The organism is Flavobacterium bomense (assembly GCF_003970355.1).
Genome location: NZ_RYDJ01000004.1, coordinates 1 through 23,918, shown reverse-complemented (window position 1 = coordinate 23,918; position 23,918 = coordinate 1). Strand labels below are relative to the sequence as shown.

The window sequence follows — 23,918 nt, the reverse complement described above, 5'->3', positions numbered from 1 at the left end:
TTTTTTTTAGAATGAAACATTTAGTTTTACACCATAGCTTCTTGAAGATGGAAGTTGCATAACTTCAAATCCTGGTAATAATGTTCCTCCGCTTATAGATTGAGTTTCCGGATCGATATTAGGCACTTTTGTCCAAAGAGCCAGGTTGTTTCCTACTAAGCCAATGCTTATATTTTGCATATTTGCAGCTTTAATTAACTTTTGTGGAAATCTATAGTTCAAGCTTATTTCTCTCAATTTTACATAAGAAGCATCAAATGAATTTGCTTCAATATTATCACGACGAAAAGCATTTGAATAATACCAGTTTTCGGCACTAATGACTGTTGTATTTGGACTGTACGAACCATCTGAATTTTGTACCACACCATCACCAACAATTCCAGTTTCTCTGCCTGGTAATGAAACGTCTAATATGCCACTTTCCATTCCTATCGCATTTGTCATTGAATAAATTTTACCGCCGTGTCTTACATCAAATAAAGCATTAAGAGTGACATTTTTAAACCTTAAATTAGTAGAAAGACCCAGCATCCAGTCTGGATTGTAGTTTCCGATTTTTTTAATTTGAGTGTCTAAAATTGGAGAGCCAGTATTATCAAAAACAACTTGACCATCAGGACTTCTAAGATAACCTCTACCATACATGTCTCCCATTCTTTCCCCTACACGAGCTTCTACAGTTCCACCGTTAGGACCTTGTGCAATTATATAACTGCTAATTCCTTCTGTTAATTCTTTTACAACTCCTCTGTTTTGGCTAAAGTTAGCATTAATTGACCATTCTAGATTTTCACTTCTAACAGGTGTAAACCCTAAGCCTATTTCAATTCCTTTATTCTGAATTTTTCCTGCATTGATTACGTTTGATGTAGATCCGGTTGCTTGTGAAACATCTAAACCTACAATTTGATTTTTGGAGTTTGTAATGTAATAACTAGCATCTAGTGTTATTCTTCTGTTGAAAAACTGAGCTTCGACCCCTACTTCATAGGATGTTGCAATTTCAGGTTTCAAATTACTATTTAAAATAGTTCTTGGATTTGTTAATGTACCTGCTAAAGCTCCATTTTCATACGTTTTTACTAGACGATACGGATCAGTATCATTTCCTACAGATGCGGCATTTGCTCTAAATTTTAAAAAATCAATGTTTTTATTCATTTCAAACAATGATGTAGGTATAAAACTTAAAGATGCTGAAGGATAGAAATAAGAATTGTTATTTGCCGGAAGTGTAGAAGACCAGTCGTTTCTGGCGGTTAGATCTAAATAAAGATAGTTTTTATAGCCAATATTTGCCATTCCATACGTACTATTTATACGTTTCTTATAGATATTTCTGGATTGTATAGGCATTACATTAATATTTTGTAAATTGTAAATTCCGGGAATACTGATTCCTTGTCCTTCAATTTTACCTTCAGATGTGTATTGATTCATTCGGTTTGCACCTACAGAAAACTTTGTTGAAAAATCTCCAAAAGTACGATCGTAAGTAAGTAAAGCGTCTGAATTGTACTCCGTAAAAGTGATACTTTGTTCACGGTACATTCCTTGTGAATATCTGGAAGATCCAATAGGTCTTCGTGACCAGCGGAAATCATTGGAATTGTCCATTCCCATTCGAACCATTAAAGAAAGGGTTTCATTGAAATCATACGTTGAAGCGATATTACCAAATAGACGGTCTTTTTTAAAGGCATTAATGTTTTCATAAGCAATTTTAAAAGGATTGTCTCCCCAGCTGAACATCCTGTTTTGTTTGACGTCTTTAACAATCCAATAATCCTTAAGCCAGTCTAAATCAACATTGGTATGATTCCATAATAAATTATACATAAGCCCTTGACTTCCATATCCAGTTACAGGAGTATTGTCACTACGGCTTTTTGTATAAGTAGCTATCGTTATTACTTTCCATTTATCTGAAATTTTATGGTTTAAGTTCAAACTAATATTGTCTCTTTTTAAATTTGAATTTGGGACAATATCCTCACTTGTAGTTTTTCCGTAACTCAAACGAAAATTAGTTTTCTCATCTGAACCAGTTATGGATACTGAGTTAGAAATTGAATTTCCTTTTCTGAAAAAGTCATTTAAATCATATCTGAATTGGAAAGGAAGTGCTACTCCTTGACCAACAGAATAACCTGGACTTCCGTTTTGTAAAATAGACAATCCGGAATCTAATCTAGGACCTAAATTAGTATCTGCTCCTGGATCATAGGTTAATTTTGATCCTGCACCGTAAATCTCCTGAATTTCAGGTAATCTTAGCGCTTCACTTGTCATGAAAGAGGAAGAGATGGAAACACCAAGACCTTTATTTTTTTTACCTGATTTAGTAGTAATGACAATAACTCCATTTGCTGCTCTTGATCCATACAAGGCAGATGCCGCTGCACCTTTTAATACATTCACGCTTTCTACATCTTCTTGGTTTATTTCTGATGCCCCATTACCATAATCCGTTGGTAAATCACGTTGATTGGTTGAACTGCCACCAACTCCATACGTATTGTTATTTATCGGTATTCCGTCAACAACAAATAATGGACTGTTATTATTGATATTTAACGATTTATCGCCGCGAATCACCACTCGGGAAGAGCTTGTAATCCCATTTCCGGAACCTGTTATTTGAACACCGGCAACTTTTCCTGATAAATTGGAAACAAAATTAGTGGAGTTGACTTTATTGATATCATCTGATTTTAATTCTTGAGAAGCATATCCAAGAGCTCGTTTTTCTCTTCTGATACCTAAAGCAGTTACTACGACTTCTCCCAAAGCCAATGAATTATCATCCAATACCACATCTATTTTAGACGTTTCAGAAGTTAAAATTTCTTTAGTTTTAAAACCCATAAAAGAGAATACTAAAGTTTTTCCATTTTCAGTTTTAATGGAATAGTTTCCATCTAAATCTGATATTGAGCTCAATTTGGTCTCTTTAACCATAATAATAGCTCCTGGTAATGGAAGCCCCGACTGATCGGTTATTTTTCCAGTAATTGTTTTTGTTTGTCCATTAATTAAGTGAACAGAAAAAACAAATAAAAAAAACAATAATTTTTTTCCTAAGATTTTCATTTTTTGTGAAGTTTGATTTTTGAGGGCAAACTTACTCGTAAGATGTATGGCGTATGTTATGATACTTTTAACAAAATATATTCATTTATTAACAAAAAAATATACTGTTAAATAATTGATTTATGAGTCTTTCGGTAGTGTGTGTTAAAATTTATTAAGGTCTTAAAATATTCATCTATATAGCTTTAAAGTGTCTTGTGTTTTATTTTTTGATTGTAATTTTGTTTCTATCTCAACAGATAAAAACAAAAAAATATTTTAATTAAAGTTTAATTGTGGATTTGCTAACTTTATTCATACAATTGGATAACATTAGAACCTTTATCTTAACTTATGTAACAAGTACGTAAAATTTATAACCGAGCTTTTTTTATGAGAAATCTTTTAGTTGAGTTGTGAGAGACAACATCCAGATCAAAGAATTAGAAGTTATCACTCCGCAGTTGTATCATAAGTGAAAAAGTATGAATCTTTAGGGTCTGCTGAGAAACACACATTAATTTACACTTCAATTAGATATAGCAATATTTGAGAAACTAAGTGCCTCCATTTGATGCTTCTTTATTTGTAACATTCCGAAAGCATTTAAATTTGGATGTTATCAATCCAATCACGGAGAAAATTATTGCTATAAAAACTAAACAGGAACAGAAAAAGAATGAACCCAAAGACGATTCGGATTCAGCAAGCAATGATGAAAATCCCAATAGAGGAAGTCATTTAATGGATTAACAGCATATTTTTAGTGCTCAACCTAGTCAAATTAGCAGGAGTGATACCCCAGTCTGATAGTTATGATATTCGAGAGTTTATCAAAAAGGGTAATACTAGAAATTGACCAAAACCAAAACAGGTGTGATTTAAACGAAAATCATAACTATATCTTTTATGAAAATCTAGAATAAACGGGTCTCTGAGTTTTTCAGCAAACCCTATTTAGGAGTAAATTTTATTTTATGAATTTTCACATTTAATACAACATTTGAATTTCTTTGATGTCAAATTCAACGACACGATCATCTTCCAGAAGAACCAGAAGTTTCCCAGATACCGAAACGCCCTGAATAATTCCCATAAAGTTACCGTTATTATGAGCTGAAAAGGCCATAGGAATACCTTTTTTGTATAATGTGTTTGTGTATTTGTTCCAAGAAGTACTGGATTGCTGATTCCATAATGCTCTATTTTTTTCTAAGGATGTAACAATAGTAGAAAGAAGTGCTTCTTTATCAAATTCAGTTGCACAAATCACGGCCAAAGAAGAAGCTTTTGCTAAATTTTCGAAATTAGTTTGATTTACATTGAGTCCCAAACCTACAATAGAAACAATTGTTCCGTCGCTTTTGATGCTATTCTCTATCAAAATGCCACCTATTTTTTTATTGTATGACATAATGTCGTTAGGCCATTTGATACTAAGATCAGGAATCCTAAGCGATTCTAAAACCTCAATTACAGCAAGTGAAACCAAAATATTTAAGCTGAAAATCTGACAAATATCTGCTAAAAAATCCTTAACCAAAATACTCATTATTAAGTTTTTACTTGGTTCAGAAACCCAAACAGCTCCCATTTGTCCTTTTCCTTTTGTTTGACTCTCAGCGGTAACAACAGTAAAGTTTTCGAGCTCTTGTTTGTTCGATAACCCTTTAAGGAATTCGTTTGTAGAATCTATGGCATCGAGTTTGATTACCTTACTATACGTTTTTTTGTGAAACATAATTTAATATTGTGTTAAGGTTCAAAAATAATCACAAAAAATGGTAACTTTACAAACTTATATTAAAAATAATTCATGGCGAAAAAGACTATAAATAATGACGTTCTATTAGCGAACATCATTAAAGGGATAGAAGAAGTAAAAGGGAATGATATCACTATCCTTGATTTAAGAGAAATAGACACTGCAGTTTGCGACTATTTTGTAATCTGTAATGGAAATTCAAACACGCAGGTAAATGCAATAGTCAACTCTATCCAAAAAACAGTTTCAAAAGAATTAAAAGACAAGCCTTGGCATGTTGAGGGAACTGATAATGCAGAATGGGTATTAATGGATTATGTGAATATAGTGGTTCATGTATTTCAAAAACATATTAGAGAGTACTACAACATCGAAAGTTTATGGGGCGATGCTAAAATAACAACTATAGAAAACAAATACTAAAGACACATAATCCGTAGTAATGGCTAAAGAAAATAATCCAAATCCGAATAAGTTTAAAGTAAGCCCTTGGCTAATTTACGCTGCAATATTATTAATTTTCTTATTTATAAGTTTTATAACTAATGGCTCCAGTCTTAATGAACCCGGACAATTAACCTCGTCTAAGTTTAACGACTACTTAGAGAAAGGTCAGATCGATAAAGTTGTTGTAAACAACAAAACCGAAGCTGAAGTTTTTCTGAATGCGGCAGCAATGAAAGATGCAGCACACAAAAAAGTTTCGAAAGATGTTTTTGACAGACCTAATAAAGGACCACATTACGTTTTTAACATTGGTAATGATCAAATATTTCAAAAAAAGCTGGAAGAAGCAGTTGCCAAAGGTAAATTAAACGATTTTAATTTCTTGGCAAAAAGTAATTGGTCAGATATCCTAATCAGTTTATTGCCAATTATAATTATTATAGCCGTTTGGATCTTTATCATGAGAAAAATGTCTGGTGGAGCCGGTGGTGGTGGTGGCCAAATTTTTAATATTGGAAAATCCAAAGCAAAACTATTTGACGAAAAAACAGATATTAAAACTACTTTCAAAGATGTTGCTGGTTTAGAAGGAGCGAAAGAAGAGATTCAAGAAATTGTTGAATTTTTGAAAAATCCTGAAAAATACACCAACCTGGGAGGAAAAATACCAAAAGGAGCTTTACTCGTAGGACCTCCAGGCACCGGTAAAACATTATTGGCTAAAGCCGTAGCTGGTGAAGCTCAAGTACCGTTCTTCTCTTTATCCGGTTCTGATTTTGTAGAAATGTTTGTAGGTGTGGGCGCATCACGTGTGCGTGATTTGTTCAAACAAGCCAAAGAAAAATCTCCTGCAATCATTTTCATTGATGAAATTGATGCCGTAGGTAGAGCCAGAGGAAAAAGCAACATGTCCGGAGGAAATGACGAACGTGAAAATACATTAAACCAATTACTGACAGAGATGGATGGTTTTGGAACAAATTCAAATGTAATAGTTCTAGCCGCTACAAACAGAGCAGATGTACTGGATAAAGCTTTAATGCGTGCCGGACGTTTTGACAGACAAATTTTTGTTGACTTACCCGATATTCGTGAACGTGCAGAAATATTCAAAGTACACCTACAGCCATTGAAAAAAGTGGAAGGACTAGACACTGACTTCTTAGCCAAACAAACACCAGGATTTTCAGGCGCAGACATTGCTAATGTGTGCAATGAAGCCGCTTTGATTGCAGCAAGACATAACAAAACAGCAGTTGACAAACAAGATTTCCTTGATGCAGTTGATCGAATTGTAGGAGGTCTGGAAAAGAAAAATAAAATTGTAACACCTGATGAAAAAAGAGCAATCGCTATTCATGAAGCAGGTCACGCTACAGTTAGTTGGATGCTTGAGCACGCAGCACCACTAATAAAAGTAACAATTGTTCCTAGAGGACAAAGCTTAGGTGCCGCTTGGTATTTGCCGGAAGAACGCTTAATTGTACGTCCTGACCAAATGCTTGACGAAATGTGCGCTACTATGGGTGGAAGAGCTGCTGAAAAAGTAACTTTCAATAGAATTTCGACAGGAGCGCTAAGTGATTTAGAAAAAGTAACCAAACAAGCTCGTGCAATGGTAACGGTTTATGGTTTGAATGAAAAAATAGGAAATGTTACCTATTATGATTCAACTGGACAAAGCGAATATAATTTATCTAAACCGTATTCTGAAGAAACGGCTAAAGTTATTGATGAAGAAATATCATTACTAATTGAAGGCCAATACCAAAGAGCCATTCAGATTTTAGAGGATAACAAAGACAAACTGAATCAGCTCGCAAATATTTTGATCGAAAAAGAAGTTATTTTTAAAGATGATTTAGAAGCTATATTCGGAAAAAGAACATTTGATAAAAATCTTGAAGAAGTAGTGTCTTAGAAACATCTAAATATTTAATTATTTTTAAAATCTTAATTCAAAAACTACTTTTGAATTAAGATTTTTTTATCTTTGAACGTTTTCAAGTAATAAATTAAAGTAGTTGACAGCGATATGAGTCTTTTTAGAAAAATTTTTGGTTCAATTAATCCGGCTTCTGAGGAAGATAAAGAAAGTGAATTTAGTAAAACCAATGCTGATAGCACGATCTCTATAGATGAAAAATTTATCAGTAATTTTAAAAAAAATGGAGGTAAGTTTTTATACTGTGAAAATCCAGAGGAAGTAAAAGAACACTTTGAAAATATTCTTGAAGAGAATGACTGGTTCGAAAGTGAAGTTTTATGCTATGAACCAGAACTTTTCAGTATGCTTGAGGATAATAAATTAAGTTTCTCTAAACCAAAAAATCCTTCATTTTTACTGGCCAGTTGTGAAAATTTAATTTCTGAAGAAGGATCTATATTGTTTTCTTCAAAACAAATTAAGCAAGACAAACCAAACGAATTACCCACAAACATTATAATTTTAGCAAATACAAGTCAAATTCTTGAAGCCAAAAGCGATGGACTTAGCGCTATAAAAAAGAAATATGAAAGGGACTACCCTACTAATATTACTACTATAAAATATTTCGAAAAAGCCAAAGAAGAAGACTTCACGCAATACGGAAGTTCTGCAAAAAATCTTTATTTATTGCTTTTAGAAGATCTGTAAGATGAATGAAACTCTAAAACGAGGTATATCGGGAGCTGTTTATATCCTATTATTACTTGCTTCTATTTTATACTCTACTGAAAGCTTTTTTATTCTTTTTGGTATTTTTCTACTTATTGCCATTTATGAATTTTGTAATTTAATTCAAATACATAAAATTTTACCGGTTCTTTTTGGTGCAACCTTGTATACAGCTGTTACTTTAGTAAGCCATTATAATAAAATCACTACGGATACCCTCAATCAGCTATTTAATTCTAATTTAGAAATTTCAATAAACATACAGCAACTAGATGTTGTTTTATTGGTTATAGCGTTAGTTGTATCTATAAAATGTATCCTTTTCTTATTTTATGATAACATTCAAAAAATAAGCACTTCATCAAAATACTTGTATTTACTAGGTTACATCATATTACCTTTTGTATTTATTACTAAAATTTCATTTGGAATAAATGACTATAATCCCAAAATTATAATTGGATTATTCATCTTAATATGGACTAATGATACCTTTGCTTATATTATTGGGAAATCAATAGGCCGAACCAAATTATTTGAAAAAATATCGCCCAAAAAAACAATTGAAGGGTTCTTAGGCGGAATCATTTTTGCTATTTTAGCCGGTTATTTGATCTCAAAGTACTACATAAAAGCCAACCCTGAATTTAGTGAACGATCCATACTAATCTGGACTTCAATAGCTGTTATTGTTGGAATTGCAGGTACTATAGGAGACTTAATTGAATCTAAATTCAAACGAATTGCCGATGTCAAAGACAGCGGAAAAATAATGCCTGGTCACGGAGGCATCCTAGATCGACTAGATAGTGTTATATTTGTAGCACCAATTATATTTTTATTTTATCAAATTTTAAACTATGTTTCATAAAGAAGGAACCCAATCTATTTTATTAGGCACTATTTTTACTGCCGTTGTGCTCTTATTGTCTGATAATTTCATAGACACCATCTGGCTCAAAATGGCCATACAAATAGCAGCGCTGTTGCTTTTGATCATCATACTGCAATTTTTCAGAAATCCAAAAAGAACCGTAATCATCACTGAAAACCAAATTCTTGCGCCAGTAGACGGTAAAGTTGTGGTTATTGAAGAAGTGTATGAAAGCGAATATTTTAAAGACAAACGTTTACAAATATCCATCTTCATGTCGCCCATTAATGTGCATGTCACCCGTTATGGATTGAGCGGAATTGTAAAATTCAGCAAATACCATCCTGGGAAATTTTTAGTAGCATGGCACCCAAAAGCAAGCGAGGAAAACGAAAGAACTACAATTGTCATCGAAAATAAAACCTTTGGTGAAGTACTATACCGTCAAATTGCCGGAGCCTTAGCCCGAAGAATCGTAAATTACGCTGAAGAAGGAATGCAGGTTATTCAGGGAACTGATGCCGGTTTTATCAAATTTGGCTCACGAGTAGATCTCTTTTTACCATTAGGAACAGAAGTTAATGTTGAATTGAATCAAAAGGCAATTGGAGGTAAAACTATTATTGCTACCAAAAGATAATGAATGAAAAAGAATTAGAGCTACAATTTCTGGAAGCTGTAAAAATAGCTTCATCGATGACACAGGCATCTTTACCGCAAGATGTTCAATTGCGACTTTATGCCTTTTACAAACAAGCTACTTTTGGAACTTTAGATCTAAAACAAACTTCTACTTACCATTTGAGAGGTGCTTTTAAAACCAATGCATGGATGCAAATCAGCCACCTTACCTCAGATGAGGCCAAAAAACAATACATAGAAACTATTTATTCTTTGTTAAAAAAATAGTATTATTATGAAAAAATTATATTTTTTAATTCCAGTTATACTGCTACTGATTGGCATAATTTCTTGTAATAAAAAAAAATTTACCGAAGTCGTTGAAGTTCCCTTACCTACGACCGAAGAGAAAGTATTAACCGGAATTCCGGAGGACGTAAAGGCTAATGAAGGTTCTTTTCAACTGGAAAAACTTCCTTACGGGTACAATGCATTAGCTCCAAACATATCAGCTACTACTTTAGAAATCCATTATTCCAAACATTATTTGACTTATACTAACAATTTGAACAAGGCTATTTTAGGAACTCCACTTGAAAATCTGACAATTGAGGAAGTATTAAGTAAATTAGATCCAAATGACCCCACACTTCGCAACAATGCAGGAGGTTTTTACAATCATTCTTTGTATTGGAAATGCATGACGCCAAAAGGAGGAGGTCAACCATCAAATGCATTGGCTGAAGCAATTACCAGAGATTTTGGTTCATTTGAAAACTTTACCACAGCGTTCAAAGTTGAAGCGACAAAACAATTTGGCTCCGGTTGGGCATGGTTGATTCTAGATAAATCCGGAAAATTACAAGTAACCAGCACACCTAATCAGGATAATCCCTTGATGCGTAATGCAGTTGTTCCCGGAACTCCAATATTAGCTTTAGATGTATGGGAACACGCTTATTATTTAGACTACCAATACCGAAGAAAAAATTATATTGATGCTTTTTTTAATGTAATTAATTGGAAAAAAATAGAAGAAAATTATGATGCTGTAACAAAAAAATAGTATTCGTTTGAGCTAAAAAAAAGCTGATATAAATTTATATCAGCTTTTTTTTATCCTTTTGCTAGCTAAAAATCCTTTACAATTGATAAATAAACGATTCTGAAGGTGCTATTGTAATTTTCGCGTTTCCTTCACCATTGAATACTTTCAGCTCAACAGAACTTTTATGGTATAATTGATCCGTAAGTGTATAATTTCCGTCTTTCAAATTCCATTTTTGGATTACATCTGAAGGGATTTTTAACTCGAAATTGCTAGTAGTAAGCCAGGAAAAATTAGTGATAACGATTAATTTTTGCGTATCAGACCAGCGTGTGAATGCATAAATTCCAGAATCGTATCCTTGAGTCATATGGCGATTCACCGTTTGTATTTCTTGGTATTTCCCCATTAAAGCAGTACTATTCAAAGAGAAATTCAATAATTTTTTATAAAAATCTCGCAAGTCCTTTTCATCCTGCGTTAACTGACCACCATCAAATTTTCCTCCGCTCATCCAGCGTTGGTGATTAGGAACACCTATATAATCAAAGATTGACGTTCTGGAATGGGTACCAAATCCAGCATTTTCATTTCCAGCCTCTCCTACTTCCTGTCCAAAATAAACCATCGTAGGCGACGTACTTATGGTTGTAGAAACCACCATCAAAGGCTTCCCTTTTTGTGGCGTTCCCGCAAATTCCGGACTTGCTAAACGTTGTTCATCATGATTGTCCAGAAAATGCAACAGGTGATGCTCAATATCTGAAATTCCGTTTTGGATGTCAGATAATCCATCAGGCAATGCTTTTCCTTGAATGATATCTTTCAATTTATCATACGTTTCTACTTTATCATACAAATAATCCATTTTACCCAGATGAATATAATTTCTATATTCTTTAGGATTGTAGACTTCGGCTAATAAAAAAGCATTCGGATTATTTACTTTAATGGCTGAATTCATATAACTCCAAAATTCATACGGCACCATTTCGGCCATGTCAAATCGAAAACCATCGACTCCTTTTGCCGTCCAATACAAGGCAATGTCTTTGAATTTATCCCAAGAGTTTGGAACATCTTTTCCTTTCCAAAAATCGAAATGTTCCTGATAGGATTTGGAATCAAAACCAGTAGGAAGTTCCGGAAAATCTTTGGAACCATCCGGACGAATACCGTAATTTACTTTGATGGTTTCATACCAGTCATTTCGATCTGGTTTTGCCATACGAGAACCATTACCAGTCCATTTTGCTGGACTTTCTACAAATTTTCCATCAATTAACAGATTCTTTTCTCCATTTAATGGCTTGTCTGTGTCAGGGATTTCAAAGTGTGTATTTGGAATATAATAAAAATTATTGTCTCTTTTGTATTCAACGGTCGTGTCATCATCTGCACCAAAATCTTTGACACCAACCGGATTACTTTTTCCTTCATACTTTCGCGCAATGTGATTGGGAACAATATCGATAATCACCTTTAATCCAGCTTGGTGAGTTCGCGCAACTAAAGCTTCAAATTCCTGCAAACGATTTTCAGGATTTACAGCCAAATCTGGATTCACATTGTAGTAATCTTTTACGGCATAAGGAGAACCGGCTCGTCCTTTGACCACTTCCGGATCATCATTAGAAATTCCAATAGCGGAATAATCCCGAATCACAGCATGATGCGGAACTCCGGTGTACCAAATATAAGTAACTCCCAAATCCTTTATTTCCTTTAAGGCCGTATTTGTAAAATCGTTGAACTTCCCTACTCCATTTTCTTCAATGGTTCCCCAAGGCTTGTTGTTCGTATTTTTATTCCCAAATAATCGGGTAAAAACCTGATACACCACTTCTTTTTTATGGGAAACAGACTCCTTTTGTTCCGTATTCATTTTTAACTCTTTCGTTTTACAGGCTGTCGCCAAAAGCACTACGCTTATACCGGCAACAATAGTTGTTTTTTTCATCATATAAAATTATTTATGCTGATTTTAATTCTTTTGATACTAAAATGAATATCAATTTTTAAATTTAATATTTTTTAAATATAAAGAACTCTATATTGTTTGAAATTATATAATCATCTCTCCATTAGAACAAACTACAACGAAGGAGTTGCCGCATTTGTTGATAACTTTAAAAAGGAAAAGTCATCGTTTATCATGCACTTTTGACTAATTATAAATAAATCCTAATATGGATTAGGATTGTATCCTTTTTCATAAATTTGACAAAAATTAAATCCATTGAAAAAATCGTTGTTTTTCCTTCGTTATTGTTTCATACTGTTCACTGCTAATTTAGTTTTGGCGCAAGCTCCAAAAAAAATTATTGTAGAAAACTCAGATTTTGCCGATGTAAATCAGGTAGAAATACCGGATGCATTATTGCTGATTGGGAACGTACGTGTCAATCATGATGGCGTGATAATGACTTGTAATAAAGCGTATTATTTTCAAAAAGAAAACTACATCAAGGCTTTTGGCAATGTTCAAATGGTGCAAGGTGACACTTTATTCCTAAACAGTAAATATGCGGAATACAATGGAAATGTAAAAAAAGCCTATGCTTCCGGAGATGCCGTAATGAGTTCCCCTGATGCGACTTTGGTAACAGAGATTATTAATTTTGACCGAAACACTCAAGAAGTATTTTACGATACGCCAGGAACAATTACCAATAAAGACAATACGCTAAAAAGCAATTCAGGAAGATATTATGTGAAACAAAAGAAATTCCAATTCCTTACAGCTGTTACTATTACTAATCCAACCTATGTAATTAAATCAAATCACTTGGATTATTTCAGTAATTCCGGGCATTCGTATCTTTTTGGACCATCCACAATTACCAGTAAAGCCAATTATATATATACCGAAAAAGGATTTTATGATACCAAAAAAAATCTGGCTCATTTCCTGAATAAATCGTACATCAAATACGATGATCGGGTGATTAAAGGCGACAGTTTGTACTATGATCGAAACCGGGAATTTGCATCGGCAACGCGAAACGTAAAAATAACGGATTCCATCAATCGCGGAATTATAAAAGGGCATTATGCTGAGGTGTATAAAAAACTGGATTCTATGTACGTAACCAAAAGAGCTGTTGCCGTGAATTTTGTCGAAAATGACTCGGTTTACATCCATGGAAAAAAATTAATGGTTACTGGAAAAGAAGGAAACCGAATTATCAGAGCGTTTAACAATGTCCGGTTTTTCAAAACTGATATGAGCGGAAAATGTGATTCGATTCATTCAAGTTCTAAAACAGCGTTGACCAAAATGATTGGAAATCCGATACTTTGGAACGCAGAAAACCAAATCACAGGAGATGTCATGCATCTCATAGGAGACAACAATACCCAAAAATTAGATTCGCTCAAAGTACTCAACAACACATTTATAGTCTCCAAAGACACGATCGGAACTGGATATAATCAAGTCAAGGGTCAAAATCTCTATGGGAAATTTAAAGACGGAAAACTCCATGATGTTGATATTATAAAGAATGCCGAAGTCATTTATTACATGCGCAACGAAGCTCAGGAACTCATTGGTATCAATAAGAATGTAAGCAGCAAAATCAATCTTATTTTAGAAGAAAATGCGATAGAAACTATTACGTTTTTCCAGCAGGTGGATGGCGATATTTATCCAGAGAAAGAGTTGCCAGAAAATGCACGTATTCTAAGAGGACTGCTTTGGCGAGGAGAGGAACGAATAAAATCCAAGGACGATATTTTTCCTGCCGAAGAAAATGAAGACAACGATAAAATAGATAAAGCAACTAAAGCGGCAGAGGCCAAAGAGGATATTCCTATGAAAATCCGAAAAGAAACTCTGAATTACGATAAGAAGAAGAAGAATAAGAAGAAGTAAGTCAGCAGTGAGCGGTCCCGACACTTCGGGAGTAGTATTCAATCACCGTTCTATCAATTTAACAAATAAAAGATTAAACAAATAACCGTGAATCCAGATTTCTTAAAATACCAAGCGCAAACCTCACCATATCCATTGGGCATGGAAGTCTCACATGCTATAGGTTCTTATATTTACGATACGAACGCTAAGAAATACTTGGATTTTGTGGCGGGAGTTTCCGCATGCACATTGGGACACCAACATCCTAGAGTCAATCAAGCCATAAAGGATCAGTTAGACAAATATTCTCATGTTATGGTCTATGGCGAATATTCACAAAGTCCGGCGGTTCAGTATTGCAAATTGTTAGCCTCGCTCCTGCCCGCACCTTTAGATAAAACTTATTTGGTCAATTCAGGAACCGAAGCCATTGAAGGTGCTTTAAAACTAGCTAGAAGAACTACCGGAAGAAGCCAATTGATTTCGTGTCATAACGCATACCATGGCAATACAATGGGTGCTATGAGCGTCATGGGATTTGAAGAACGCAAACAAATTTTTCGTCCATTGATACCTGATGTTGATTTTATTACCTTCAACAACGAAGCCGATTTACAAAAAATAACCACTAAAACGGCTGGAATTATTCTGGAAACCATTCAAGGTGGTGCCGGATTTATTCAGCCAAACGATGATTATCTCAAAAAAGTACGCGAGCGTTGCACAGAAGTGGGCGCAATGATGATTCTCGATGAAATCCAACCAGGCTTTGGGAGAACCGGAAAACTCTTTGGATTCCAAAATTATGATGTTGTTCCTGATATCGTAGTTATGGGAAAAGGAATGGGAGGTGGCATGCCTGTAGGTGCTTTTACGGCTTCATCAGCAATGATGGATTTGTTGAGCGATAATCCAAAACTGGGTCATATCACGACTTTTGGAGGCCACCCTGTCATTGCGTCAGCCTGCTTGGCTACTTTGCAGGAAATTACCGAGACCAATCTCATGGATGAGGCGATGGAGAAAGAAAAGCTATTCAGATCACTTTTGGTACATCCTTTGATACAGGATATAAGAGGAAAAGGATTGATGCTGGCTGCAATGACCCAAAGTGCCGATATAACAAACGAAGTGATTCTTAAATGTCAAGACAAAGGACTCATTTTATTCTGGTTATTATTTGAAGATTGCGCAATTAGAATTACACCTCCGCTAACCATTTCTGAAGAAGAAATACGAGAAGGTTGCAGCATCATATTAGAAGTAATGGATGGAATAATGATTGAAGAAAAATGATTAACGATTTTTGATAGCAGAAGTTGTACTATTGGATACATATTGAAATACCTATTCAAAACAATTAAAAAAATTGGGAGCTATTCCTGCTATCCATTTTAATCTTTTACTTTTTGTCAGCAAAAAACAAAAGGATTTCCACTCTTATCAGGGCTAGGGCATACGTTTAAACTACCCCTTTTTTTGTTAATTAAATTGTTCACAACAATTCCAACTTTCCCTCGCAGTACACGCACGATTCTCTAAATTTATTTAGGCCAAATTAAAAACACACAGTATGCAATTAAGCAACGAAGAAGAAGACTATAACTTATCATTGTCTAAATTTGAGTCCATGTTGAAAACCAACAAAGTACTCTTTTTTGACTCCGAAGAATTTGAAGAAATTATTCTTCATTACCTCGATATGGGTAAGGCCGCTTTAGCAAAAAAAGCACTCAAACTGGCATTAGAACAGCACCCAAAATCTACCGGACTAAAATTAGTTCAGGTGGAAATGCTAGTTTATGACGACAAACTCGAACTAGCCGAAAAGCTATTGAACGAGTTGTATGCCATTGAACCAACCAATGAAGAAATTTACATTCAAAAAGCCAATATCTGCTCCAAAAGAGACCAACACGAAAAGGCGGTTGAATTATTACAAACCGCGTTAAAATACACAGATGATTATGCTGATGTCTATAATTTAATAGGCATGGAATATCTTTTTATGGACAATCTTGAACTGGCAAAAGAAAGCTTCATCAAGTGTTTAGAAGAAGATCTGGAAGACCAATCCGCTTTGTATAACGTAGTGTATTGTTTTGAATTTTTAGATCAAAACCAAGAAGCGATTACTTATTTAAATAAATACATTGACAAAAATCCATACAGCGAAATTGCCTGGCACCAACTGGGCCGTTTGCATTATGGTGTAAAAGAATATGAAAATGCGATTCGTGCCTTTGATTACGCTACTTTAATTGATGATGAATTCCTTGGTGCTTTCATGGAAAAAGCAAAAGCGTTTGAACGATTAAAAAAATACGAGAAAGCCATAGAAAGTTATAGCAGAACTATTGAATTAGATGATGCAACTTCGTATGCGTTACTTCGAATGGGAAAATGTTATGAAAGATTAGGGAACAAAGCTTTAGCCTTAAAATATTTCAATCAAACAGTGCATGAAGATCCACTCTTAGATAAAGGTTGGATTGCCATCACGGATTTTTATGTACGTCAAAAAAATTACCAAAAAGCATTATTTTATGTCAATAAAGCATTAGCGATTGACAACCAAAATCGCTTGTATTGGAAACGCTTTGCGACTATCAATAAGCAAATGAACTTCTTTGAAGAAGCTGAATTTGGATACAGGAAAGCAGTTGAATTTGGCGATACTGAACTTGACACCTGGTTATTCTGGGTGGATATTCTACAATTTTTAGGAGAATTCGAAAGTGCCATTCAAACCTTATTACAAGCTTCAGAATATTTTCCGGAAGAAAATGAAGTTGAATACCGCTTAGCAGGATTGTATTTTATGCTAACAGATAATACAAAAGCAAAATTCCATTTAAGCAATGCCCTACGATTAAATTTTGATAATTACATCCTTTTAGAAGATTTATTTCCAGTAGTTTGGGCCAAAAAAATGGTGCAAAACTACATTGCAAAACATAAAAAAAAATAATGACAGAAACAGTTAGAAAACGTTTTGGGTTACTGGGTCGCAATATTAGTTATTCTTTTTCTAAAGGATATTTTACCGATAAATTTAACAATGAAAATTTTACTGGTTGCACCTATGAAAATTTTGATATTCCAGAAATAACAGCACTTCCAGAGATACTAAAAAACACTTTAAATTTAAAAGGGTTAAGTATAACTATTCCATACAAGGAGACCGTCATTCCGTTTCTGGATAAATTATCTAAAAAAGCGGAATTAATTGGCGCTGTAAATACCATCAAAATCACCAAAAAAGGAACGTTGAAAGGGTATAATACCGATTATTATGGTTTCAAAAAATCATTAGAACCCCTGTTGCAACCGCACCACAAAAAAGCCTTGATTTTAGGCACAGGAGGAGCTTCTAAAGGAGTCGCTTTTGCTTTGGATGAACTGGACATTCCTTATACTTTTGTATCGAGAGAAGCTAAAGAAAATGCGATTGAGTATAACCGAATCAACGCAACAACATTCGACAATTACCAAATCATCATCAACTCGACTCCAGTAGGAACAAGTCCAAATGTGGATGCGTTTCCATTGATCCCGTATGAGTTTTTCACAGAAAAGCACATTGCATTTGACTTGATTTACAATCCTGCAGAAACACAATTCCTAAAAAAAGCCAAACAGCAAGGAGCACAAATCAAAAATGGTTTGGATATGCTTATTTTTCAAGCAGAGAAAGCGTGGAAAATCTGGAATAAATAACTAAGAAGTTTATTTCTTGTCAAATCGAGCGTAATCAAGATTATTGTTTTAGCTCTCGCTTAAATTAATTAATTAATTAAAATTTCTATCGGTCGTCTCGTTTTAAAACAGCCATTTTACTGTTTTAAAACGAGACGATTTTTTTATACAAGCAATTTAAAAGGCAGATTGAGGTTTCCCGTAAAATAACTGATTATTAAATATGTTAATTTGATTGATAATCAAATATTTGCAATTAATTTAACGACTTAAATTATGATCAAAAGAACAATTCTTATCGAAAATAAATCCTCAATCACGACAAAAAACCAACAGCTAATACTAAAATCAGAAATAAGAGAAAGTACCATTCCAATAGAAGACATTGGTTTTCTGGTACTCGATCATGCTGAAATTTATCTGAGTATTCCTGCTATGAACTTAATTGTAGAAAATAATACTGCTATTATTATTTGTGGTAGCAACCACTTACCCAATGGAATGTTACTCAACCTCAACAGCCATCACATTCAGCAGGAAATATTCAAAAATCAAATCGAAGCTTCAATTCCTCTGAAAAAACAACTATGGCAACAAACTATTATTGAAAAAATTAAAAATCAAGGGGAATTGTTAGCAAAAATAACTGAAAATAAAAATACGTTTGAGTTTCTGGCTAGCAAAGTATTAAGCGGTGACACCACAAATATGGAAGGCGTTGCTGCACAACAATATTGGAAAAATTTTCCGTTACCTAATCATGAAAAAAATGGCATAAAAAGAGAACGTTATGGTGATTATCCCAACAATTTTTTAAACTACGGGTATGCTATTTTAAGAGCCGCTACAGCTAGAGCACTTTCCGGAAGCGGATTATTGAATACACTTGGTATTCATCATAAAAGTAAATACAATGCTTTTGCACTTGCTGATGATATTATGGAACCTTTTCGTCCCATTGTTGACGAAAAAGTTTTTGATATTATGAACCGGTATCAAGAACAAGAACTAAACACCGCAATAAAAGCGGAACTATTACAAATGCTGACACAAACTGTTTATTTCAAAGAAGAAAAAAGCCCTTTAATGGTAGGATTGCAAAAAACGGCTAGTTCGCTCCAGCACTGTTTTACAGGTCACCGAAAAAAAATTAAATATCCTAAATTATGGAACTTAACGGATACCGAATAATGTGGCTGTTCGTGTTTTTCGATTTGCCTACAGAAACTAAAAAAGACAAAAGGAATGCCTCTCAGTTTCGAGGAAATCTCTTAAAAGATGGCTTTAGCATGATGCAATTTTCAGTTTATATTAGGCATTGTGCGAGTGGAGAAAGTGCTGATGTTCATGAAAAACGCATTAACCGACTCGTTCCTTCGTTAGGAAAAGTTAGTGTTTTACGTATTACCGACAAACAATTTGGAATGATTATCAACTATTTAGGAAAAGCCAAACAGGAAAATAGTAATGCCCCAACACAGTTGGAATTGTTTTAAACAATAATTTTATTTTTCAAAAAGCGCATCTGTATTCCACCTCTCAGGATTTGTTTCGATATAATTATAAATTCTTTCATAAGACCCATCGTTTCTAATTATATGATCATGAAAAGAACGCTGCCAGGCAAAATCAGACAAACCGGCTAAATGAATTTGTTTTGATGAGGTCGTTTTATAAGCACCAATTAGTTCCGATACTGATTTTATTTTTATTTCACAATCAGAAATCAAATTACTATCAATTTCCAAAATTGCGTGGACATGATTCGGCATTACTATAAAAGAATGTAAAATAACATACGCATACTGATTATCCAACCAATTCCATTGTTTTTGTGCAATAGAACCATATTCATTCCATTCCATATACGGATTCATTGGCTCGTGTACGGACAGGTCGCGACCTGTTCCTGCCGTATTAACATTCCCAAAACAACATTTTCTATCTTGCACACAAATCGTAACGAAATATAAATTATTTTGCGAATAATCATATCCCAGCATTCTATTTCGCTTTCTATTTTTCATTATTTTTTCTTTTTCATAATTAGTGTACGGACAGGTCGCGACCTGTCCCTGCCCAATTCACATTCCCAAAACAACATTTTCTATCTTGCACACAAATCGTAACGAAATATAAATTATTTTGCGGATAATCCCCAATACCTATTGCATTTGGATAACGTACGGACAGGTCGCGACCTGTCCCTGCAGATTGCACTAAAAATTAATCATTGAATCTTGCCTCTTACTATGATTCTACTACCATTTATCGAATTTTTATTGATAGAAATAAAAAAATGCCTCAATATTGGGATATCAATCCAAAAAAGAGGCATTTTTTTATACGACATTCACCCATATTCCTTTGATAATTAGAAGGTAACAAGCCAACTAATATCGTGTTTTCTAATCTTTAATCAAACCACAACATAATTACTTTTTGTTTTAATGATTCATACAATATCGTGTTTTCTAATCTTTAATCAAACCACAACTAACTTCACCTCTTTAAACGCTGCCACGAAAATATCGTGTTTTCTAATCTTTAATCAAACCACAACTAACTACATCTTTAACGTCTTGAATTATGTAATATCGTGTTTTCTAATCTTTAATCAAACCACAACAACTATTGCAGTCAGGTGAAATGTTTTTTGAATATCGTGTTTTCTAATCTTTAATCAAACCACAACGGCTGATTGGTAAATAGATCTGGCGGTATTAATATCGTGTTTTCTAATCTTTAATCAAACCACAACCTGTAAGAGGTGTTTTCTATTTTATAAACAAATATCGTGTTTTCTAATCTTTAATCAAACCACAACAATAAGGCAAATCATCATTGTCGTTTCCTGAATATCGTGTTTTCTAATCTTTAATCAAACCACAACCATAGCCGTAACTTCTAACCATTGATTTGAAATATCGTGTTTTCTAATCTTTAATCAAACCACAACGAGCCAAGTCCGCTAAAAGCTTCTCGTAAAAATATCGTGTTTTCTAATCTTTAATCAAACCACAACCGCAGAAAAGTTTAGAATTGTCCCCGCAAAAATATCGTGTTTTCTAATCTTTAATCAAACCACAACAGAGGTAACGTCAACTTTTAACAATAGCAAAATATCGTGTTTTCTAATCTTTAATCAAACCACAACGCTATTGCCGCCGCTTTAGCTACTAATGTGAATATCGTGTTTTCTAATCTTTAATCAAACCACAACTATAACGTTTGCCTGAGCACACCAACTCCTAATATCGTGTTTTCTAATCTTTAATCAAACCACAACCCTACTCATTAGCTTTTCAGGTTCCGCTTTAATATCGTGTTTTCTAATCTTTAATCAAACCACAACTCCTAGCGTGGAGACAACCAAAAGCCATCCAATATCGTGTTTTCTAATCTTTAATCAAACCACAACAGCGATCAATTTTTCATCAATTGGATTTTCAATATCGTGTTTTCTAATCTTTAATCAAACCACAACGCGGGTTTATCACTCACTAAAGAGGGAAATAATATCGTGTTTTCTAATCTTTAATCAAACCACAACCAACCTTGAATTGTATTGAAAACAGTCAACAATATCGTGTTTTCTAATCTTTAATCAAACCACAACAAGTCAATCAAATCATTAAATTCCTCCAGAATATCGTGTTTTCTAATCTTTAATCAAACCACAACATCATCCCTGATTTGTCTAAACTTTTCCGCAATATCGTGTTTTCTAATCTTTAATCAAACCACAACGCTACAAATCCAAACTCGACAGCTAATAACAATATCGTGTTTTCTAATCTTTAATCAAACCACAACTGCACGAACCGATACCCCGATACTGAACCGAATATCGTGTTTTCTAATCTTTAATCAAACCACAACAATTACGGCGCTTATTAAGGGTGTCAGAATAATATCGTGTTTTCTAATCTTTAATCAAACCACAACACCCCTGATGCGTTTGAGAATGTTTTAATAAATATCGTGTTTTCTAATCTTTAATCAAACCACAACCCTATATCACTGATTTAATACTTAAAAATAATATCGTGTTTTCTAATCTTTAATCAAACCACAACATAGTTGGTTCATTCATCGCGTTTTATTTTAATATCGTGTTTTCTAATCTTTAATCAAACCACAACTATTATTGAGTTCCTAACCGCATACGGATTAATATCGTGTTTTCTAATCTTTAATCAAACCACAACGCTTTAACGGCTTGCATCAAAAGCTCCTGCAATATCGTGTTTTCTAATCTTTAATCAAACCACAACAACAATGGGAACTTGCAAGTTTTGGATTGAATATCGTGTTTTCTAATCTTTAATCAAACCACAACGTAAAAGCTATAACGGCTTCGGATACGATCAATATCGTGTTTTCTAATCTTTAATCAAACCACAACGAGATTGTGCGGGAACCGAACCCGCGACAGAATATCGTGTTTTCTAATCTTTAATCAAACCACAACGTACTGGCTTCGGTAATCGTAAATCTGGAGAATATCGTGTTTTCTAATCTTTAATCAAACCACAACGCAAACGATCATAGGTTAAAGCAGACGTTTAATATCGTGTTTTCTAATCTTTAATCAAACCACAACGCTAAAAGTAAACAAAAGGAACAATAAACAAATATCGTGTTTTCTAATCTTTAATCAAACCACAACATAACCAATGGGCTCAGTTATTACTAATGAAATATCGTGTTTTCTAATCTTTAATCAAACCACAACCCACCTGCTCTTAAAAAAGAAGTAGCAAAAAATATCGTGTTTTCTAATCTTTAATCAAACCACAACAGAATGATGCTATCAATTACGATGAATTTCAATATCGTGTTTTCTAATCTTTAATCAAACCACAACATATGGGTGATTGCAATCCTGTGCGGAATTAATATCGTGTTTTCTAATCTTTAATCAAACCACAACCGCATCTGCTGTAGCAACAAAAGCAGTACTAATATCGTGTTTTCTAATCTTTAATCAAACCACAACTTAAAGATGTTGGATTAATAATCATTGACGAATATCGTGTTTTCTAATCTTTAATCAAACCACAACTTTTTAACTAATTCAAACGAGCCAGAATTGAATATCGTGTTTTCTAATCTTTAATCAAACCACAACTGTTAAACTATTTTTCGTGCCGTTTACTACAATATCGTGTTTTCTAATCTTTAATCAAACCACAACTTTTTAACTAATTCAAACGAGCCAGAATTGAATATCGTGTTAATATCGTGTTTTCTAATCTTTAATCAAACCACAACTTTTTAACTAATTCAAACGAGCCAGAATTGAATATCGTGTTTTCTAATCTTTAATCAAACCACAACGAAACGGGACGGTGGAATGATTCTCGATGGAATATCGTGTTTTCTAATCTTTAATCAAACCACAACAAGTAGTTTATCGTTAAATTTTCGTTTACAATATCGTGTTTTCTAATCTTTAATCAAACCACAACGGAACCCCAAAAACTACGCCAAATGCTATCAATATCGTGTTTTCTAATCTTTAATCAAACCACAACCCTAAATCCCTTGTTCTTCTATTCCGATTTAATATCGTGTTTTCTAATCTTTAATCAAACCACAACAGTGGGACTACGCGATTCTCAACATGAGGCAATATCGTGTTTTCTAATCTTTAATCAAACCACAACATTAAAAACCATTTCAACTGGTTTTTTGCAAATATCGTGTTTTCTAATCTTTAATCAAACCACAACACCGTTTCAGACGTAAGGGACTCAATGCTTAATATCGTGTTTTCTAATCTTTAATCTGGAAAAACCGGTCAAATTGACCACCCAATTCCAGTGCAAATTGACCACCAGTTCCGGAGTAAACTGACCACCCTAT

The 23,918-nt window shown here is 33.9% G+C and carries 18 protein-coding genes and 1 CRISPR repeat array; of the genes, 14 read left to right on the top strand and 4 right to left on the bottom strand.

Annotated features, from left to right (window positions below):
• Positions 1 to 6 precede the first annotated feature (6 nt).
• Positions 7 to 3,096 carry a SusC/RagA family TonB-linked outer membrane protein gene (locus tag EKL98_RS05180; protein WP_126561713.1) on the bottom strand — a complete coding sequence of 1,030 codons (3,090 nt, stop codon included), beginning with the start codon at positions 3,094 to 3,096 and terminating at the stop codon, positions 7 to 9.
• Between the two features lie 591 nt (positions 3,097 to 3,687).
• Here EKL98_RS05180 and EKL98_RS17555 point away from each other — a divergent pair.
• The gene (locus EKL98_RS17555; RefSeq protein WP_158614915.1) at positions 3,688 to 3,828 is read left to right on the top strand and encodes a hypothetical protein; all 141 of its coding nucleotides are present in this window, start codon (positions 3,688 to 3,690) and stop codon (positions 3,826 to 3,828) included.
• Positions 3,829 to 4,066: 238 nt separating this feature from the next.
• On the opposite strand, the gene EKL98_RS05175 is transcribed toward EKL98_RS17555, so the two are convergent.
• The gene (locus tag EKL98_RS05175) at positions 4,067 to 4,816 is read right to left on the bottom strand and encodes a biotin--[acetyl-CoA-carboxylase] ligase (RefSeq protein ID WP_126561712.1); all 750 of its coding nucleotides are present in this window, start codon (positions 4,814 to 4,816) and stop codon (positions 4,067 to 4,069) included.
• A 75-nt stretch (positions 4,817 to 4,891) separates the two neighbouring features.
• Here EKL98_RS05175 and rsfS point away from each other — a divergent pair, with 75 nt between their 5' ends.
• The 7 genes from rsfS (at position 4,892) to EKL98_RS05140 (ending at position 10,507) form a co-directional block, all read left to right on the top strand.
• Complete coding sequence (gene rsfS / locus EKL98_RS05170) at positions 4,892 to 5,263, top strand: ribosome silencing factor (RefSeq protein WP_126455820.1); 372 nt, start codon at positions 4,892 to 4,894, stop codon at positions 5,261 to 5,263.
• Between the two features lie 19 nt (positions 5,264 to 5,282).
• On the top strand, positions 5,283 to 7,208 hold the full coding sequence (ftsH, locus tag EKL98_RS05165) for an ATP-dependent zinc metalloprotease FtsH (RefSeq protein WP_126455818.1): 1,926 nt from the start codon (positions 5,283 to 5,285) through the stop codon (positions 7,206 to 7,208).
• Between the two features lie 114 nt (positions 7,209 to 7,322).
• Complete coding sequence (locus tag EKL98_RS05160; protein WP_126460560.1) at positions 7,323 to 7,925, top strand: LUD domain-containing protein; 603 nt, start codon at positions 7,323 to 7,325, stop codon at positions 7,923 to 7,925.
• Position 7,926: 1 nt separating this feature from the next.
• Complete coding sequence (locus tag EKL98_RS05155) at positions 7,927 to 8,817, top strand: phosphatidate cytidylyltransferase (protein ID WP_126561711.1); 891 nt, start codon at positions 7,927 to 7,929, stop codon at positions 8,815 to 8,817.
• The gene (locus tag EKL98_RS05150) at positions 8,807 to 9,460 is read left to right on the top strand and encodes a phosphatidylserine decarboxylase family protein (protein ID WP_126460552.1); all 654 of its coding nucleotides are present in this window, start codon (positions 8,807 to 8,809) and stop codon (positions 9,458 to 9,460) included. Before EKL98_RS05155 ends, EKL98_RS05150 begins: the two co-directional genes overlap by 11 nt.
• Positions 9,460 to 9,729, top strand: coding sequence for an acyl-CoA-binding protein (locus tag EKL98_RS05145; protein WP_126561710.1), 270 nt, complete (start codon positions 9,460 to 9,462; stop codon positions 9,727 to 9,729). Before EKL98_RS05150 ends, EKL98_RS05145 begins: the two co-directional genes overlap by 1 nt.
• Before the next feature lie 7 nt (positions 9,730 to 9,736).
• A complete protein-coding gene (locus EKL98_RS05140; protein ID WP_126460546.1) occupies positions 9,737 to 10,507 on the top strand; it encodes a superoxide dismutase in 771 nt (256 codons plus the stop codon).
• Positions 10,508 to 10,583: 76 nt separating this feature from the next.
• Here EKL98_RS05140 and EKL98_RS05135 read toward each other — a convergent pair whose 3' ends face one another.
• Entirely contained in the window at positions 10,584 to 12,452 is a 1,869-nt protein-coding gene (locus EKL98_RS05135) for an alpha-amylase family protein (RefSeq protein ID WP_126561709.1), read from the bottom strand.
• 276 nt (positions 12,453 to 12,728) lie between these two features.
• On the opposite strand from EKL98_RS05135, the gene EKL98_RS05130 reads away from it, so the two are divergent.
• From EKL98_RS05130 to cas2, 6 genes are all read left to right on the top strand, one after another.
• Positions 12,729 to 14,366, top strand: coding sequence for an OstA-like protein (locus EKL98_RS05130; RefSeq protein WP_126561708.1), 1,638 nt, complete (start codon positions 12,729 to 12,731; stop codon positions 14,364 to 14,366).
• A gap of 87 nt (positions 14,367 to 14,453) precedes the next feature.
• Positions 14,454 to 15,644, top strand: a complete 1,191-nt coding sequence (locus EKL98_RS05125; protein WP_126561707.1) for an aspartate aminotransferase family protein — start codon at positions 14,454 to 14,456, stop codon at positions 15,642 to 15,644.
• Between the two features lie 277 nt (positions 15,645 to 15,921).
• Positions 15,922 to 17,319: a tetratricopeptide repeat protein gene (locus tag EKL98_RS05120; RefSeq protein ID WP_126460534.1), complete on the top strand. Its 1,398-nt coding sequence runs from the start codon at positions 15,922 to 15,924 to the stop codon at positions 17,317 to 17,319.
• Complete coding sequence (locus EKL98_RS05115) at positions 17,319 to 18,068, top strand: shikimate dehydrogenase family protein (RefSeq protein ID WP_126554441.1); 750 nt, start codon at positions 17,319 to 17,321, stop codon at positions 18,066 to 18,068. Before EKL98_RS05120 ends, EKL98_RS05115 begins: the two co-directional genes overlap by 1 nt.
• Before the next feature lie 255 nt (positions 18,069 to 18,323).
• The gene (gene cas1, locus EKL98_RS05110; RefSeq protein ID WP_126460527.1) at positions 18,324 to 19,238 is read left to right on the top strand and encodes a type II CRISPR-associated endonuclease Cas1; all 915 of its coding nucleotides are present in this window, start codon (positions 18,324 to 18,326) and stop codon (positions 19,236 to 19,238) included.
• Positions 19,214 to 19,543, top strand: coding sequence for a CRISPR-associated endonuclease Cas2 (cas2, locus tag EKL98_RS05105; RefSeq protein ID WP_126455227.1), 330 nt, complete (start codon positions 19,214 to 19,216; stop codon positions 19,541 to 19,543). Before cas1 ends, cas2 begins: the two co-directional genes overlap by 25 nt.
• Before the next feature lie 9 nt (positions 19,544 to 19,552).
• Here cas2 and EKL98_RS05100 read toward each other — a convergent pair whose 3' ends face one another.
• Entirely contained in the window at positions 19,553 to 20,074 is a 522-nt protein-coding gene (locus tag EKL98_RS05100) for a transposase (RefSeq protein WP_126460523.1), read from the bottom strand.
• Positions 20,075 to 20,442: 368 nt separating this feature from the next.
• A CRISPR array of direct repeats spans positions 20,443 to 23,851; the repeat unit is 36 nt; unit sequence AATATCGTGTTTTCTAATCTTTAATCAAACCACAAC.
• Between the last annotated feature and the right edge of the window lie 67 nt (positions 23,852 to 23,918).